Origin of the sequence: Pseudomonas fluvialis, from assembly GCF_014207935.1 — a bacterium.
Lineage (GTDB): Bacteria > Pseudomonadota > Gammaproteobacteria > Pseudomonadales > Pseudomonadaceae > Aquipseudomonas > Aquipseudomonas fluvialis_A.
In genome coordinates, this window is record NZ_JACHLL010000001.1 from 667557 (window position 1) to 682944 (window position 15388).

Below are 15388 nucleotides of genomic sequence, written 5' to 3' on the forward strand. Positions count from 1 at the left end.
GAATCGGGAAAGCCTCGCCGACTTTCTTGGCGCAAGAATAAAAACCAATAAATACAATTGGTTAGGGAGCAATAGCGGATGAGCAGCGCGATTTCGATCGAATCCCTGAGCATGGAGTACGGCACTCCCGGCAGCGGCCACAAGGCGCTGGATGACGTCTCGCTGGAAATCCGCGACAACGAATTCTTTACCCTGCTGGGCCCCTCGGGTTGCGGCAAGACCACGCTGCTACGGCTGATCGCCGGTTTCGAGCAGCCCAGCGCCGGCATCATCCGCCTGTATGGCGAGCCCATGCAGGACCTGCCGCCGTTCCGCCGCCCGGTCAACACCGTGTTCCAGAGCTACGCCCTGTTCCCGCACATGACGGTGGCGCAGAACATCGGCTTCGGCCTGGAGATGCAGGGCAAACCCAAGGCCGAGATCGCCGCCACCGTCGAGCGCATGCTGGCGCTGGTCAAGCTGCCCCATGTAGCCGAGCGCCGCGCCGATCAGCTTTCCGGCGGCCAGCAACAGCGCATTGCCCTGGCCCGCGCGCTGGCCAGCCGGCCCAAGGTGTTGCTGCTGGACGAGTCGCTGTCGGCGCTGGACATGAAACTGCGCAAGGACATGCAGATCGAGCTCAAGCGTCTGCAGGCCGAGACCGGCATCACCTTCATCTTCGTCACCCACGATCAGGAAGAAGCCCTGACCATGAGCGACCGCATTGCGGTGATGAGCCAGGGGCGCATCCTGCAGGTCGGCTCACCTACCGAGATCTACGAGGCACCGGTCAACCGCACCGTGGCCGACTTCATTGGCGAAACCAACTTCCTTGCGGCCGATGCCTTCGCCAGCGGCGTGCGCCTGGCCGACGGCCAGTTGCTCAGCGTTGTCAGCCCAACGCCGGGCCCGGTGACACTGGCCATCCGCCCGGAACGCATCAGCCTGCAGGACAGCGGCGATCTGCAGGGCGAGGTAGAGGAAGTGGTGTACATCGGCACCGACACCCTCTATCTGCTCAAGGTCGCCGGGCAGTCGGGCTTCCGCGTGCGCCAGCAGAACCGGTTGGGTGCCGCCCAGCCCCTCAAACGCGGTGACGCGGTGCGCATCGACGTGCCCTCCGCCGCCATCCGGGTGCTGGCCGAATGAGCACGCCACGCCAACTCGCGGCGCGCCGCCAGCTGCTGCGCCGGCTCGGCCTGATCACGCCGAGCATGCTGGTTCTGGCGGTCTTTCTGGTCGCGCCACTGGCCATCATGCTGCTGGTGTCCTTCCTCCAGCCCGGCGACTACGGCGGGGTGAAATGGGGCCAGTATTCCGCCGAGGCCTACATCAACTTCCTCTATGAACGCGACCTGGACGACAGCCTGGTGTTCAACACCGACTACCTGGGCATCTTCCAGCGGTCCCTCGGTCTAGCCGTGATGACCACCTTGGGCTGCCTGCTGATCGGCTTCCCCACCGCCCTGTACCTGGCGCTGCAGAGCGAGAAGAAGCGCAACCTGCTGCTGTTTCTGGTCACGGTGCCGTTCTGGACCAACCTGCTGGTGCGCGTGTATGCCTGGATTCTGCTGCTGCGCAACGGCGGTCTGATCGACAGCGGCCTGGGCCTGATCGGTCTGGGCGACGGGGCGCTGGGCATCCTGTATAGCGATGCCGCGGTGATGATCGGCCTGCTCTATACCTTCCTGCCGTTCATGGTGCTGCCGATCTATACCAGCCTGGAGAAGCTCGACTGGCGCCTGGTGGAGGCCGCCTTCGACCTCGGCGCCAACCGTTTCCAGGCCCTCAAGCGGATCATCCTGCCGCTGGCCCTGCCGGGCATGCTGGCCGGCACCACGCTGGTGTTCATTCCGGCGCTGGGCAACTACATCATTCCCGAGCTGCTGGGCGGCGGTAAGGCGCTGATGATCGGCAACCTGGTGCAGCTGCAGTTCGGCTCGGCGCACAACTGGCCGCTGGGTTCGGCGCTGGCCTTTGCCCTGTTCAGCCTGGTGCTGCTGGCGTTGCTGTTCAACGGCCTGCGCCAGCGCCGCAGCACGGAGGTGCGCATATGAACCTGCAAGGCCCATTGTGGCGCTTCACCGGGGTACGCCCGGCGGCCTGGGTGTTCTTCGCCTTCCTCTACGTTCCGATCCTGGTGCTGGTGGCGCTGAGCTTCAACAGCGGCCAGTCGGCCACCCTGTGGCAGGGCTTCAGCCTCAAGTGGTACAGCGTGGTGGCTAATGACGCGGAGATTCTGCGCGCGGCGAAGAATTCGCTGATCGTCGCCACCCTCGCCACCCTGATCTCCACCTGCCTGGCCACACTCGCCGCGCTGGGCATGCACGGCCCGCGCTTTCGCGGTCAGGGCGCCATTCAAGGCGTACTCGGCCTGCCGTTGCTGGTGCCGGATATCGTCTGCGCCGTAGCCATCCTGATGTTCTTCGCCTTCATCGGCCTGAAGCTGTCGCTGCTGACCATCCTGATTGCCCACATCGTGTTCTGCACGCCCTTCGCCTACCTGCCGATCCGCGCCCGCCTGCAGGGCATGGACCCGCGCCTGCTGGAGGCCGCCGCCGATCTGTATGCCTCGCCGTGGCGGGCCTTCTGGCGGATCAGCTTCCCGCTGCTGCTGCCGGGCATCCTCTCCGGAGCGATGCTGGCCTTCATCATTTCTATGGACGACTTCGTCATCACCTACTTCGTCGCCGGGGCCGGCTCGACCACCCTGCCGATCTACATCTTCAGCTCTATCCGCATGGGCATTTCGCCGAAGATAAACGCCATCTCGACGATCATGCTTCTGATTTCCATCGCTTTCGTCGCACTGTCGTACTACATCGGCCAGCGCAAGCGCTGAGCCTCACCCCACGCAAGGAGCCAGACCATGATCCGTCGCACCCCGCTCGCGCTGTCCGTTCTGCTCGCACTAGGCCTCACCGGCACCGCTCAGGCCGCCGGTACCCTCAACTTCGCCAACTGGTCGGACTACTACCCGCCGGAGCTGCTGAAGAAGTTCGAGGCCGACACCGGCATCAAGGCCACCCTGGATGCCTACGACTCCAACGAAACCCTGCTGGCCAAGCTCAAGGCCGGTGGTGGTAACTACGACGTGATCGTACCGTCGGACAGCTTCATCCAGATCATGGTGCAGGAAGACCTGCTGCAGAAGTTCGACAAGAGCCAGCTGCCCAACCTGAAGAACCTGGCGCCGACCTTCCAGAGCCTCGACTTCGATCCGGGCCACGACTACACCGTGCCCTACCTGTGGGGCACCACCGGCTACAGCTACGATGCCAAGGCCGTACCGGGCGGCGTGGTTGAAGAGAGCTGGAAGGCCTTCTTCGAACCGCCGGCCGAACTCAAGGGCAAGGTGGTGGCACTCAACTCGGCCGATGACCTCTATCCACCGGCGGCGCGCTACCTGGGCATCGACGTGTGCACCGAAAACCCGCAGGACGCCAAGAAGATCCAGGAGCTGCTGCTCAAGCAGAAAGACATGCTGGCCATGTACAACAGCGACGGCACCATCGAGCGCATGGCCGCCGGCGAAGTGGCCATGCACCAGCAGTGGAATGGCGCCTTCCACCGCGCCAAGGAGCAGCGTGACAGCCTGGTTTACGTCTATCCGAAGGAAGGCATCAGCGCCTTTATCGACAACTTCGCCATTCCCAAGGGCGCCAGCAACGTCAAGGAAGCCCACGTCTTCATCAACTGGATGATGCAGCCGGAAAACATCGCCGCCGCCTCCAACTTCGCCAAGTACAACAACGCCATCGCCGGCGCCGAGCAGTTCATGGACAAGGCACTGTTCGAGGACCCGGCCATCAACACGCCAAAAGACAAGCTCGACCGCCTGCGCCCCTTCCAGCTCTGCTCGCCGAAGGCGCTGAAGCTGCGTAGTACGGTGTGGACCAAGCTGAAGAAATAACGTCGAGCGGCTGCGCTTTGCTCATGCGTCGTTGAAAGCAGGCTCGGGCTGCTCATTTACAGCTCGTAAACTCCGCACCCTCGCCTGCTTTCGCCTAGCCTGAGCTGCGCTCGCACGCTCTCTCCTCTCGATGTCCTGCCTGACGGGCGCCAAATGCGTCCGGGGAGCCTTTCATGCTGACGATTTACAGCGACGATCATCATCTGCACCACGGTGCCGCCGAACTGATCGATGGCACTTTCAAACCCTGCTTCGAGATGCCCAGTCGCGCCGACATGGTGCTGGCCCGCGCCAAGGCGGTGGATCTCGGCCCGATCGCCGCGCCGCGCGAGTTCGGCCTCGACCCGGTGCGCCGCGTGCACAGCGAAGGTTTTGTGCGTTTCCTGCAAAACGCCTGGAGCGACTGGACTGCTCTGGGCCGCAGCCACGACATGCTGCCGATGACCTGGCCGGTACGCCGTCTGCGCGACGTCGAACCCGACACCATCGACGGCAAGCTGGGTTACTACAGCTTCGATGCCGGCGCGCCCATCACCGCCGGCACCTGGAAAGCCATCACTGCCTCGGCCAACGTGGCGCTGACCGGCCAGGCCGAACTGGCCAAAGGCGCCCGCGGCGTGTTCTCCCTGTGCCGCCCGCCGGGCCACCATGCCGCGGCCGACTACATCGGCGGCTACTGCTACCTGAACAACGCCGCGATTGCCGCCCAGGCCATGCTCGACCAGGGCGCCAGCCGGGTCGCCATCCTCGACGTCGACTACCACCACGGCAACGGCACCCAGGACATCTTCTACGACCGCGGCGACGTGCTGTTCACCTCGATCCACGGCGACCCGCGTTTCGAGTACCCGTACTTCCTCGGCTTTGCCGACGAGAAGGGCGTGGGCGTGGGCGACGGTTTCAACTTCAACTACCCGCTGGCCGCTGGCAGCGACTGGTCGGTGTGGAGCCTGGCGCTGGCCGCCGCCTGTCGGCAGATCGCCGCCTACGGCGCCGACGCGCTGGTGGTGTCGCTGGGCGTGGACACCTTCAAGGAAGACCCGATCTCACAGTTCAAGCTGGACAGCCCGGACTACACGCGCATGGGCGAAATCATCGGCCGGCTGGGCCTGCAGACCCTGTTCGTCATGGAAGGCGGCTACGCGGTGGAAGAGATCGGCATCAATGCCATCAACGTGCTGCAGGGCTTCGACAGTACCCAGCGCTGAACGCGCCGCAACAAAAAGGCCCGGCAATTGCCGGGCCTTTTCACTGAAGCGGAGCCGTCTTTACAGCACACGTGTGCTGAAACGGCTGAGACCCACCAGTTCGATGTCCAGTTGCTCGCCACTGGCGAGCGGGCCGACACCGGCCGGAGTGCCGGTGGACACCACGTCGCCCGGCTGTAGGCTGAAGTGGCCAGCAATGTGCTGGATCAGGCCGATGATCGGGTTGAGCATGTCGCGGCTGTTGCCGTCCTGACGCAGCTGGCCGTCGATGGACAGGCGGATACCGATGTCGCGCACATCCTCCACCGCATCCGCAGCCACGAACGGTGCCAACACGTAGGCGCCATCGAAGCTCTTGGCCAGCTCCCAGGGCAGGCCCTTTTCCTTCAGCTTGGCCTGCACGTCACGCAGGGTCAGATCCAGTGCCGGGGCATAGCCGGAGATGGCGTCGCGCACCTCCTCCTCGGAAGGCTGCTTGGACAACGGCTTGCCGATCAGCACGGCGATCTCCGCCTCGAAATGCACAGCGCCGCGGTCCTGCGGGATGGCAAAACTATCATCCAGCGCCACGGTGCAGCTGCCCGGCTTGATGAACAGCAGCGGCTCGGTGGGGATCGGATTGTTCAGTTCGGCGGCATGCTCGGCGTAGTTGCGCCCGACACAGACCACCTTGCCCAGCGGGAAGTGGATCGGCGTGCCGTCGGTGTAGTGGTGCTGGTAGCTCATGGGGCCACTCCTGGGATGAGGCGTTGATCCCCTCTCCCTCAGGGAGAGGGCTAGGGTGAGGGTCTCGCAGGCGGCTCGGAGTAGCCTGAAAATCCCTCACCCCCGGCCCCTCTCCCGGAGGGAGAGGGGAGGTAAGACTTAAACCGGGAAAATCTTTCCGGGGTTCATGATCCCGTTCGGATCGAACACCGCCTTGACCGCCTTCATATAGGCGATTTCCGCCTCGGAGCGGCTGTAGTGCAGGTAATCGCGCTTGGTCATGCCCACGCCGTGCTCGGCACTGATCGAACCGTTGTACTTCTGCACGGTCTCGAACACCCACTTGTTCACCGTCGCGCACTTGGCGAAGAACTCGTCCTTGGACAGGTTATCCGGCTTGAGAATGTTCAGGTGCAGGTTGCCGTCGCCGATGTGGCCGAACCACACCACCTCGAAGTCCGGGTAGTTCTCGCCGACGATGCGGTCGATGTCGTGGAGGAACGCCGGCACCTTGCTCACGGTGACCGAGATGTCGTTCTTGTACGGAGTCCAGTGGCTGATGGTCTCGGAGATGTACTCGCGCAGTTTCCACAGGTTCTGCAGCTGCTGCTCGCTCTGGCTCATCACGCCGTCCAGCACCCAGCCCTGCTCGACGCAGTATTCGAAGGTTTCCAGGGCCTGGTTGGCCACTTCCTCGGTGGTCGCCTCAAACTCCAGCAGGGCATAGAACGGGCAGTCGGTCTCGAAAGCCGGCGGCACATCGCCACGGGCCATGATCTTGGCCAGGGCCTTGTCGGAGAAGAACTCGAACGCGGTCAGGTCGAGCTTGCCCTGGAAGGCATGCAGCACCGGCATGATCGAATCGAAGTCCGGGGTGCCGAGCACCATGGCGGTGAGGTTCTTCGGCGCGCGATCCAGACGCATGGTGGCCTCAACCACGAAGCCAAGGGTGCCTTCGGCGCCGATAAACAGCTGGCGCATGTCGTAGCCGGTGGCGTTCTTGATCAGGTCGCGGTTCAGCTCCAGCAGTTCGCCGGTGCCGGTGACGACCTTGAGGCCGGCCACCCAGTTGCGGGTCATGCCGTAGCGAATGACCTTGATCCCGCCGGCATTGGTGCCGATATTGCCGCCAATCTGGCTGGAACCGCTGGAAGCGAAATCCACCGGATAGTACAGCCCCTTGTCCTCGGCGAACTGCTGCAGCTGCTTGGTCACCACGCCCGGCTGGCACACTGCGGTGCGGTCGTATTCGTTGAATTCGAGAATCTGGTTCATGTAGTCGAACGCCACCACCACTTCACCATTGGCCGCGACGGCACCGGCAGACAGGCCGGTACGACCACCGGACGGCACCAGGGCGACCTTGTGCTGGTTGGCCCAGCGCACAACGGCCTGTACCTGCTCGATGGTCTTGGGGAAGACGATGGCGGTCGGCGCGGGAGCGAAATGCTTGGTCCAATCCTTGCCGTAGGCGTTCAGCGAATCGGCGTCGGTGAGTACCTTGCCGGCATCCACCAGGGTCTTCAGCTCTTCGATCAGCGCAGGATTGGTCATTCGCGGAACTCTCAAAGTATTCATGGTCACCCTGAGCACGCTTCATCGGCCAGGGGTGGGTATTTCGGGGGGCTCATATGCTAGCATACGCCCCCCGCGAATCGTGCCAGAGCCCGACTCGCGGCCCGCGCCAGCCACTTGCTGGCCGCTTTCCCAGTCATACATCACGGGACAACAGGTACTCCGATGAGCAAGACCTCTCTCGACAAGAGCAAGATCAAGTTCCTTCTTCTCGAAGGCGTGCACCAGAACGCTGTCGACACGCTGAAGGCTGCCGGCTACAGCAACATCGAGTACCTCAAAGGCGCACTGTCCGATGACGAGCTGAAAGAGAAGATCGCCGACGCTCACTTCATCGGTATCCGCTCGCGCACCCAGCTGACCGCCGAGGTCTTCGACTGTGCCAAGAAGCTGGTCGCCGTTGGCTGCTTCTGCATCGGCACCAACCAGGTCGACCTGGCTGCTGCCCGCGAGCGCGGCATCGCCGTGTTCAATGCACCCTATTCCAACACCCGCTCGGTAGCCGAGCTGGTGCTGGCCGAAGCCATCCTGCTGCTGCGCGGTATCCCGGAGAAGAACGCCTCCTGCCACCGCGGTGGCTGGATCAAGTCGGCGGCCAACTCCTTCGAGATTCGCGGCAAGAAGCTCGGCATCGTCGGCTACGGCTCCATCGGCACCCAGCTGTCGGTAATGGCCGAAGCCATGGGCATGCAGGTGTTCTTCTACGATGTGGTCACCAAGCTGCCGCTGGGCAACGCCACTCAGGTCGGCAAGCTGCACGACCTGCTGGGCATGTGCGACATCGTCTCCCTGCACGTGCCGGAACTGCCGTCCACCCAGTGGATGATCGGCGAGAAGGAAATCCGCGCCATGAAGAAGGGCGGCATTCTGATCAACGCCGCCCGCGGCACCGTGGTCGAGCTGGATCACCTGGCCGCTGCCATCAAGGACGAGCACCTGATCGGCGCGGCCATCGACGTATTCCCGGTCGAGCCCAAATCCAACGATGAAGAGTTCGAGAGCCCGCTGCGTGGCCTGGATCGCGTGATCCTGACCCCGCACATCGGTGGTTCCACTGCCGAAGCGCAGGCCAACATCGGCCTGGAAGTGGCCGAGAAGCTGGTCAAGTACAGCGACAACGGCACCTCGGTGTCCTCGGTCAACTTCCCGGAAGTCGCCCTGCCGGCGCACCCGGGCAAGCACCGTCTGCTGCATATCCACGCCAACATCCCGGGCGTGATGAGCGAGATCAACAAGGTGTTCGCCGACAACGGCATCAACATCTGTGGTCAGTTCCTGCAGACCAACGACAAGGTCGGCTACGTGGTCATCGACGTAGACGCCGAGTACTCGGACCTGGCTCTGGAAAAGCTGCAGCACGTCAACGGCACCATCCGCAGCCGCGTACTGTTCTAAGTAGGCGACGCGACGAAAAAGGGAGGCTTAGGCCTCCCTTTTTCATGCCTGCGACTCCTGTTCTAAAAGCCAGGACTCGGCCTGAGCCAACTCATCCTCGTTGAGCACAAGAACCCCGGCACGGCGCAGGGCCACTGCTGTCACGCCTTCGCCCGGCACGCGCACGCCACTGAAACTGCCATCGTAATTCTCATGATTGCCGCAGGACGGGCTGCGCGCCTTGAGCACTGCCAAGCGAATGCCGTGCTCCGCGCACAGGCGCAAGGCTTCCCGCGCCCCGGCCAGAAATGCCGGGCTGACATCGGCGCCATCGACCGTCAGTACCGGCAGCTCGCCATCCAGCACCCGCGCCCCTTGCCCACCGGTGATCTCGGCCGGCGCCCGCGGCGTCGGCAAGCCACCGAACACCTCAGGGCACAAAGGCACCACTCGCCCCTCGGCCTGCCAGCGCTGCAACAGGTCCCGCGGACCATGAGCGCCACCGTCATAACGCACCGGCTGCCCGAGCAGGCAACGACTGACCAGTATCTTTTCCATAAGTCCCTTGTGGCCTGACGTAACAGGCGCCTTACCGAGGATCACAGCCTCGCCGCGAATGCCCGCCGGCAAAGCGCAACCTTAGTTGCAGAAAACAGCCAGAACCCAACCTTCGGCCGCTCTGGAACGCGGACTGCCGCCCCATCCTTCGGCGGGAACCGGCAAGCCGCCCTAGTGAGGCGGCGCCCCCGCGCGCACACTGCCGCGCACAACAACATCACCTCGCCACGGATTGCCGCCATGCTCAAAAAAGTCACCCTCGCGCTGGCCTGCTGTTCGGCGCTGCTCAGCCTGAACGCCCAGGCCGCCCTGCAGGCGCTGAATAATCAGGACCTGCGCGACGTCACCGGCCAGGCCGGGATCACCCTGACCCTCGACCTCAAGACCCAGATCGGCAAGGTCGCCTGGGAGGACGACGGCAACAGCTTGCAGATCCGCAATCTGGTGATCGACAACGGCTGCGTGGCGCCCGGCGCCTGTCCGGTCGGTGTCGCCTATGGCGCGGCCAAACTCTACTTCATCAGCGGCCTGGTCAACGCCCCGACCCTCAAGGTCGATGTAGTTGACCAGGGGGGCACCAAGAAGCTGCAACTGCAACTGCCCGATCTGAAGACCACCAGCGACCAACTGATCGCCGACGGCATCATCACCCAGCCACTGACCATCCGTCTGCGTATTGCCGGCGAACTTGGCCTGGGCAATCAGGGCGCACCGGGCTCCAGCACTCTGGGCGCCTTCGAGATTCGCGACATCAGCGATATCCGCAGCACCCTGCGCGTTTGGGGTCACTGATTCAGAACGGCGCCTGCCCGCGGCGGCGGAACCAACCGGTCAGCGACAGTCGCTCGCGGGTGGACGGCAGCACCTCGTGGGGCAGGTTGGCGGACAGGAATACCGCCAGCGTGCCCAGCTGCGGCAGCACATCCTTCGGCTCAACACCCTCGGGATACAAACGCAGCGCGCCACCCTGCTCCGCCAGCCACGCCTCGTTGAGGTAGAGCACGGCTGAAACCGCGCGGCGATCATCATCGCGAAAGCGGTCCACATGCTTCTGGTAGAAGGCACCGGGCTCATACAGGGCGAAATGACACTCGAAGTCTTCCAGCCCCAGGTACAGCTGCCGGTTCAATTCGCCGCGCAGGGTATCCATCAGAGCCAGATAACGGTCGCTGACCGGTGCCTGGCCGGGTTCCAGCCACTGGATGGCATCGCCACGGATACCTTCCTGCACCTGGGCGCCAGCCGCGCGGCCGACACCCGCCGTCTTCAACGCGCCCTGCTCCGCCCGACGGCGGCACTCGGCCGCCAGTTCCCGGGAGAAGTCGACGCTCAGGGCCATGGGCTGCAGCGACCAGCCGGGGCCGGCCAGGTCGTCACAGATCTGTTGCAACTGGGATGTACTGAAAGTGTCCATGGCACAATTCTACCCGTTTGCCTCTCGGCCTCGACAAGCCGGGCGCCGGCGCCAGACAATATCCACGCCGGCACGGACGGCATCTACCGACGGAGTGACCATGCGACCCTGTTTGCTGCTTGTGCTGAGCCTGCTTTCCCTGCCCGCCCTCGCCGATACGCTGCAAGCGCTGTATCAGACGGCCGGCTGGCCCGAGCAGCGCAGCCACTTCAGCGATGCCCTGCAGGCCGCCCAGCAACGCTATCAGGACAGCCTGCCGCCAGCGCTGTATGAAACCCTGCTGAGCAACAGCAACCGCCGTTTCGCGGCCGAGGGCATGGAGCAGCGCGCACAGGCGGCCCTGCGCAGCAACCTCGGCGACCCCGCGCCGGCACTGGCCTTCTTCCAGTCCGCCACCGGGCGTAAGGTCACCGCTGCCGAGCTGCTGGCCACCCGTCGTGATCAGTTGGCCCAGCACAGCCAGGGGCTGCCGCGCAGCGAGGCAGATGCCACCCGCCGCCTGCTGATCCGCCACCTGGCGCAAGCGCTGCCAGCCAGCCAAGCCGGCGCCGAGGTCAGCCTGGCCCTGGCCGGTGTCGCCGCCGACAGCCTCAGCCAGATGCTCCCCGGCCTGCTGGGGGCCGACCAGGCCCAGGGCATGCTCGATGCCCAGCGTCAGCGCCTGCAGGCACAGATCGATGGTGATCTGGACAACACCCTGCTGCATGTCTATCGCGAGCTGTCCGACGCCGAACTGGAAGAGTTCGTCAGCTTCGCCCAGTCACCTGCCGGCCGCGACTACTACCGCGCCGCGCTGGCGGCGGTAAAAGCCGCTCTGCAGGGACCGGCACAAACCAGCGGCCTTTAAGAGAAGCGCTGACTCAGCCGATCGAAGTAGTAACGACGCAGGTCGGCACGCTCGTTGACCAGGTGATGGCGCGCCTCGGGCAGGATGATCAGCTCGGGCTGGTCGAACTTGGCCTGCAGCACACCCAGGTTATGCCGCCAGTCCACCGTCATGTCGCCCTGCCCCTGGATCACCAGCGGCCGACGTGTGCTGCGCGGTGCCGCCTCGATATGCGGAATCCAGCGTGATAGCGCGCCCACCCAGGCGGTCGGCAGATGTTGCGGCTGCAGGGGGTCATGGTTCTGCACGAAATCGATGAACTCGGCATCGTGGGAATTGGCATAAAAGCGCCGCGGGATGGCCTCGGCAAACGGCCGCAGCAGACGGTAGCTGAGCAGCGACCAGTGCCAGGCCCGAGGCCGCACTAGCGGGGCAAACAGCAGGGTTTGCCCCTCTTCCGGGCGCGGCGCACCGGTCAGCAGGTAATCCAGCAGAATCGCCCCGCCGGTGCTTTGCCCGGCCAGATGCCAGGGCGTTGGCAGCTGCAGCTCGGCCGCCTGGATAAACAGCCCGTCGAGCACCGCTTGGTATTCGGCAAACTCGCCGATGCTCGCCCGCGCGCCACTGGACAGGCCATGCCCGGGCAGATCGCAGCCCAGCACGGCAAAGCCCATCTCCAGCGCCCAGCGCAGCAGATGGCCATACAGCCCGAGATGGTCGTAATAGCCGTGCAGCAGAATCAGCGTGGCGCGGGGTTTCTCCGGCAACCACAGCTGCACAGCCAGCTCGTAGCCGCCCAGCGACAGCCGACCGAGACGGTGCTCACAATCCTCAGGCAAGCCATAGAAAGCCCGGTAGACCTGCAGCCCCTGGCCGGCCTCGGCGCTGGCAAGGGCCGGACGCAGAGCCGCCTGCAACCGCTCGGGCTGGAACGACTCGGCGGTGGACATCGAAAAACCGGGCTTCGAGAAACTGGGCATGAACGCTTCGCCAACAACAAACACGGCTGCCGATATTCTGCTGCGCCGCCGCCCGTGGCAAGCTAGCGCCCCTCAAAGCCTGCCACTGACGATGTATCGCGCATGTCCCGCCGCAAAACCCTGCTCGCCAGCCTGTTTGCCCTGCTCTGGGTCGGCCTGATGGCGACTGCCTTCTGGTGGTACCAGGCACGCTACATCCGCCCATTCACCGAACAGACGGCCCTGTTCGACGGCAGCCTGCTGCAATTGCCCGCCGAACTGCGCGGCCCTGGCCCGGTGCGTCTGGTGCACTTCTGGGACCCAGCCTGCCCGTGCAATGTCGGCAACCAGCAGCATCTGGGCGAGCTGCTGGCGCGTTTTGGCGAACACGGCGTGGACTTCTACAGCGTGCAAAAACCCAGCAGCCAGGGCGAGCTGCCGGCACCGCTCAATGGCCTGCGAGCGCTGGCGCAGTTGCCCGGCAGTGAGCAGTTGCCGGCCAGCCCGGCGGTGGCCATCTGGGACAGACAGGGCCGCCTGGCCTACTTCGGCCCCTACAGCTCGGGGGCGGTATGCACCTCCAGCAACAGCTTCATCGAGCCGATTCTCGAAGCCCTGCTCGCCGATCGCCCGGTTAAGGCGTCGAACAACCTGGCGGTGGGCTGCTTCTGCGACTGGCAGAACAACTGACAACTCAGGCGACGGCCTGGGTCGCCTGCTCGCGGCTAAGCCACAGCAGGCCGGCGGCGCTGAGCAGGCTGTAACCGGCCAGCCACGGCCAGACGGCCACGCCCGCCGGCAGCAGGCCAAGCGCCAGCGCAGCCGCCAGCAACGGAGCATTGAGCAGCAGGCGCAGCCACTCCAGCACCGTGGCGCTGGACCGGTTCTCCAGCCACACACCGATGACATACAGTCCGAAGGCCACCCAGGCGCAGCCGATCATCAGGGCCACATAGGACACCTGCGGCGCCTGCATCAGCAGGCCGGTAGCGCCCAGCACATAGACGGAGAACTGCAACGCGGCATAGCACTGACGCCCGCGCCCCAGCGGCACCTCGAACTTGCGGAAGCTGGCCAGGTCAGGCTTGGCCAGCGGGTATTGCGCGGCCACATCGGCCGGGCGCCAGCCGGTGGGCATGAACCAGATACGCAGCTTGTCCCACCAGGAACCGGCCCGCACGGCATCACGCCACAGCTGCACATAGAACTGCACATTGGCCCACAGCGGGTTCCAGCTGGCCAGCGGCGTGGTCACGCCGAAGATCACCGGCTCTTCGTCCAGCTCTTCCTGAAAGGTGCCGAACAGCCGGTCCCAGATAATGAATACGCCGCCGTAGTTGCGGTCCATGTAGACCGGGTTCTGCGCGTGGTGGACACGGTGATTGGAGGGTGAAACGAAAACCCACTCGAACCAGCCGAGCTTGGGGATATGCCGGGTATGCACCCAGAACTGGTAGAGCAGGTTCAGCGCCGCCACCGTGAGGAACACCAGCGGCGGCACACCGACAAGCGCCATCGGCAGGTAGAAGATCCAGCTCAGCAGAAAGCCGGTGCTGGTCTGGCGCAGGGCGGTGGAGAGGTTGTACTCCTCGCTCTGGTGATGCACCACGTGGGCCGCCCAGAACACATTGCGCTCGTGGCCGATGCGGTGGTTCCAGTAGTAGCAGAAGTCGTAGAAGACAAACGCCAGCAGCCACACCCAGAGCGCATTGGCGTCCAGCTGGAACAGCGCCAGCTGCTCGAACGCCACGGCGTACACCAGAATGCCCAGGGCCTTGGTCAGCAGGCCCAGCGCCTGCGACAGCACCCCGGCGCTGAGACTGTTGATCGCGTCCGCCAGGCGATAGGTGCGCACACCGCGCCAGTGATCGGCGCCCAGCTCCAGCGCGATCAGCAGAAAGAAGAAGGGAATCGCATACAGAACGTAATTCATGCCGCCGCCTTGCCTCGATGCCATATTGGAATGCCATACCCACTCAAGGGCTTCCTGTTCATCCTAGTCGCCCGGCCACAAGGTGCAGGCAGCGGCGGATGACAGGTAGAGCGGCATTTGGCGACAAACTCAGGCTCGACGCCTGCCCCCGCCAGCGAGTAAAACTGACGCCATAAGCCATGGCCTGCGGGCCGCTGAATTCAGGAGCTAGCAATGAAGCAGAAAGTCGCGGTGATCCTCTCCGGTTGCGGTGTGTACGACGGCGCCGAAATCCACGAAAGCGTGCTCACCCTGCTGCGCCTCGACCAGCGTGGCGCGCAGGTGCAGTGCTTTGCCCCGAACATCCCCCAGATGCATGTGATCGACCACTACCGCGGCGACGAGATGGACCAGCAGCGCAACGTGCTGGAAGAGTCGGCGCGCATCGCCCGCGGCAACATCAAGGACCTGCACGAGCTGCATGTGGCCGACTTCGACGCGGTGATCCTGCCGGGCGGTTTCGGCGTGGCCAAGAACCTTTCCGACTTCGCCCTGCTCGGCGCACGCTGCACGGTACAGCCCGATGTGCTGGCCGCCACCCAGGCCTTCGTCAAGGCCGGCAAGCCGGTCGGCCTGATCTGCATCGCCCCGGCTCTGGCAGCCAAGATCTTCGGCGCCGGCGTCACCTGCACCATCGGCACCGACCATGAAACCGCCCAGGCCATGACAGCCATGGGCGCCGTGCATGCCGAGTGCGCCGTGGATGACATCGTCATCGACACCCAGCACAAGCTGGTCACCACCCCGGCCTACATGCTGGCCCAATCGATCAGCCAGGCGGCGGCCGGCATCAACAAGCTGGTCGATGCCGTGCTGGAACTCAGCCACACCCCGGGCTGAGCCCATAGCGGGAAAACCCTGCCGCCATCCGGCCAGAGTCGCGGGCACAAACGCCGCGCCTCTGG

16 protein-coding genes are annotated in these 15388 nt (G+C 64.5%); 10 read left to right on the forward strand and 6 right to left on the reverse strand.

The genetic code is table 11. The annotated features are described in order from the left end of the window. Window positions 1–78 precede the first annotated feature (78 nt). The 5 genes from HNP49_RS03000 to HNP49_RS03020 all read left to right on the forward strand — a co-directional run bounded on the left by HNP49_RS03000 (window position 79) and on the right by HNP49_RS03020 (window position 5100). Window positions 79–1128, forward strand: coding sequence for an ABC transporter ATP-binding protein (locus HNP49_RS03000; protein WP_184680487.1), 1050 nt, complete (start codon window positions 79–81; stop codon window positions 1126–1128). After that, window positions 1125–2036 carry an ABC transporter permease gene (locus HNP49_RS03005; RefSeq protein ID WP_184680489.1) on the forward strand — a complete coding sequence of 304 codons (912 nt, stop codon included), beginning with the start codon at window positions 1125–1127 and terminating at the stop codon, window positions 2034–2036. The genes HNP49_RS03000 and HNP49_RS03005 overlap by 4 nt, the downstream gene beginning before the upstream one ends. Continuing rightward, complete coding sequence (locus HNP49_RS03010; protein WP_184680491.1) at window positions 2033–2821, forward strand: ABC transporter permease; 789 nt, start codon at window positions 2033–2035, stop codon at window positions 2819–2821. The genes HNP49_RS03005 and HNP49_RS03010 overlap by 4 nt, the downstream gene beginning before the upstream one ends. A gap of 27 nt (window positions 2822–2848) precedes the next feature. Further along, window positions 2849–3892, forward strand: coding sequence for an extracellular solute-binding protein (locus tag HNP49_RS03015; protein WP_184680493.1), 1044 nt, complete (start codon window positions 2849–2851; stop codon window positions 3890–3892). 173 nt (window positions 3893–4065) lie between these two features. Continuing rightward, window positions 4066–5100: a histone deacetylase family protein gene (locus HNP49_RS03020; RefSeq protein WP_184680495.1), complete on the forward strand. Its 1035-nt coding sequence runs from the start codon at window positions 4066–4068 to the stop codon at window positions 5098–5100. Window positions 5101–5160: 60 nt separating this feature from the next. On the opposite strand, the gene HNP49_RS03025 is transcribed toward HNP49_RS03020, so the two are convergent. Then, window positions 5161–5826, reverse strand: coding sequence for a fumarylacetoacetate hydrolase family protein (locus HNP49_RS03025; RefSeq protein WP_095939729.1), 666 nt, complete (start codon window positions 5824–5826; stop codon window positions 5161–5163). A gap of 138 nt (window positions 5827–5964) precedes the next feature. Continuing rightward, complete coding sequence (locus HNP49_RS03030) at window positions 5965–7359, reverse strand: FAD-binding oxidoreductase (protein WP_184680497.1); 1395 nt, start codon at window positions 7357–7359, stop codon at window positions 5965–5967. Window positions 7360–7545: 186 nt separating this feature from the next. Here HNP49_RS03030 and serA point away from each other — a divergent pair, with 186 nt between their 5' ends. Continuing rightward, window positions 7546–8775: a phosphoglycerate dehydrogenase gene (gene serA, locus HNP49_RS03035; protein WP_184680499.1), complete on the forward strand. Its 1230-nt coding sequence runs from the start codon at window positions 7546–7548 to the stop codon at window positions 8773–8775. 42 nt (window positions 8776–8817) lie between these two features. On the opposite strand, the gene HNP49_RS03040 is transcribed toward serA, so the two are convergent. After that, window positions 8818–9312, reverse strand: a complete 495-nt coding sequence (locus tag HNP49_RS03040) for a DUF523 domain-containing protein (RefSeq protein WP_184680501.1) — start codon at window positions 9310–9312, stop codon at window positions 8818–8820. A gap of 240 nt (window positions 9313–9552) precedes the next feature. On the opposite strand from HNP49_RS03040, the gene HNP49_RS03045 reads away from it, so the two are divergent. Continuing rightward, entirely contained in the window at window positions 9553–10104 is a 552-nt protein-coding gene (locus HNP49_RS03045) for a DUF6160 family protein (protein ID WP_184680503.1), read from the forward strand. A 1-nt stretch (window position 10105) separates the two neighbouring features. Here the strand turns inward: HNP49_RS03045 and HNP49_RS03050 are convergent, their stop codons facing one another. Continuing rightward, entirely contained in the window at window positions 10106–10726 is a 621-nt protein-coding gene (locus HNP49_RS03050) for a 2OG-Fe(II) oxygenase (RefSeq protein ID WP_184680504.1), read from the reverse strand. 100 nt (window positions 10727–10826) lie between these two features. Here HNP49_RS03050 and HNP49_RS03055 point away from each other — a divergent pair, with 100 nt between their 5' ends. Continuing rightward, on the forward strand, window positions 10827–11573 hold the full coding sequence (locus tag HNP49_RS03055; protein WP_184680505.1) for a DUF2059 domain-containing protein: 747 nt from the start codon (window positions 10827–10829) through the stop codon (window positions 11571–11573). On the opposite strand, the gene HNP49_RS03060 is transcribed toward HNP49_RS03055, so the two are convergent. Next, a complete protein-coding gene (locus HNP49_RS03060) occupies window positions 11570–12532 on the reverse strand; it encodes an alpha/beta hydrolase (RefSeq protein WP_260407032.1) in 963 nt (320 codons plus the stop codon). The genes HNP49_RS03055 and HNP49_RS03060 overlap by 4 nt on opposite strands. A 102-nt stretch (window positions 12533–12634) precedes the next feature. Here HNP49_RS03060 and HNP49_RS03065 point away from each other — a divergent pair, with 102 nt between their 5' ends. After that, complete coding sequence (locus HNP49_RS03065; RefSeq protein ID WP_184680506.1) at window positions 12635–13201, forward strand: DUF6436 domain-containing protein; 567 nt, start codon at window positions 12635–12637, stop codon at window positions 13199–13201. A 4-nt stretch (window positions 13202–13205) separates the two neighbouring features. Here HNP49_RS03065 and HNP49_RS03070 read toward each other — a convergent pair whose 3' ends face one another. Then, window positions 13206–14444, reverse strand: a complete 1239-nt coding sequence (locus HNP49_RS03070) for a sterol desaturase family protein (protein WP_184680507.1) — start codon at window positions 14442–14444, stop codon at window positions 13206–13208. 213 nt (window positions 14445–14657) lie between these two features. On the opposite strand from HNP49_RS03070, the gene elbB reads away from it, so the two are divergent. Continuing rightward, window positions 14658–15323 carry an isoprenoid biosynthesis glyoxalase ElbB gene (gene elbB / locus HNP49_RS03075; protein WP_184680508.1) on the forward strand — a complete coding sequence of 222 codons (666 nt, stop codon included), beginning with the start codon at window positions 14658–14660 and terminating at the stop codon, window positions 15321–15323. Window positions 15324–15388: the final 65 nt, after the last annotated feature.

Coding starts and splice junctions, on each gene's coding strand:
- HNP49_RS03055 (WP_184680505.1), top strand. CDS start 10,827: ATGCGACCCTGTTTGCTGCTTGTGCTGAGCCTGCTTTCCCTGCCCGCC.
- HNP49_RS03015 (WP_184680493.1), top strand. CDS start 2,849: ATGATCCGTCGCACCCCGCTCGCGCTGTCCGTTCTGCTCGCACTAGGC.
- HNP49_RS03045 (WP_184680503.1), top strand. CDS start 9,553: ATGCTCAAAAAAGTCACCCTCGCGCTGGCCTGCTGTTCGGCGCTGCTC.
- HNP49_RS03070 (WP_184680507.1), bottom strand. CDS start 14,444: ATGAATTACGTTCTGTATGCGATTCCCTTCTTCTTTCTGCTGATCGCG.
- serA (WP_184680499.1), top strand. CDS start 7,546: ATGAGCAAGACCTCTCTCGACAAGAGCAAGATCAAGTTCCTTCTTCTC.
- HNP49_RS03065 (WP_184680506.1), top strand. CDS start 12,635: ATGTCCCGCCGCAAAACCCTGCTCGCCAGCCTGTTTGCCCTGCTCTGG.
- HNP49_RS03010 (WP_184680491.1), top strand. CDS start 2,033: ATGAACCTGCAAGGCCCATTGTGGCGCTTCACCGGGGTACGCCCGGCG.
- HNP49_RS03000 (WP_184680487.1), top strand. CDS start 79: ATGAGCAGCGCGATTTCGATCGAATCCCTGAGCATGGAGTACGGCACT.
- HNP49_RS03005 (WP_184680489.1), top strand. CDS start 1,125: ATGAGCACGCCACGCCAACTCGCGGCGCGCCGCCAGCTGCTGCGCCGG.
- elbB (WP_184680508.1), top strand. CDS start 14,658: ATGAAGCAGAAAGTCGCGGTGATCCTCTCCGGTTGCGGTGTGTACGAC.
- HNP49_RS03025 (WP_095939729.1), bottom strand. CDS start 5,826: ATGAGCTACCAGCACCACTACACCGACGGCACGCCGATCCACTTCCCG.
- HNP49_RS03060 (WP_260407032.1), bottom strand. CDS start 12,532: ATGCCCAGTTTCTCGAAGCCCGGTTTTTCGATGTCCACCGCCGAGTCG.
- HNP49_RS03040 (WP_184680501.1), bottom strand. CDS start 9,312: ATGGAAAAGATACTGGTCAGTCGTTGCCTGCTCGGGCAGCCGGTGCGT.
- HNP49_RS03030 (WP_184680497.1), bottom strand. CDS start 7,359: ATGACCAATCCTGCGCTGATCGAAGAGCTGAAGACCCTGGTGGATGCC.
- HNP49_RS03050 (WP_184680504.1), bottom strand. CDS start 10,726: ATGGACACTTTCAGTACATCCCAGTTGCAACAGATCTGTGACGACCTG.
- HNP49_RS03020 (WP_184680495.1), top strand. CDS start 4,066: ATGCTGACGATTTACAGCGACGATCATCATCTGCACCACGGTGCCGCC.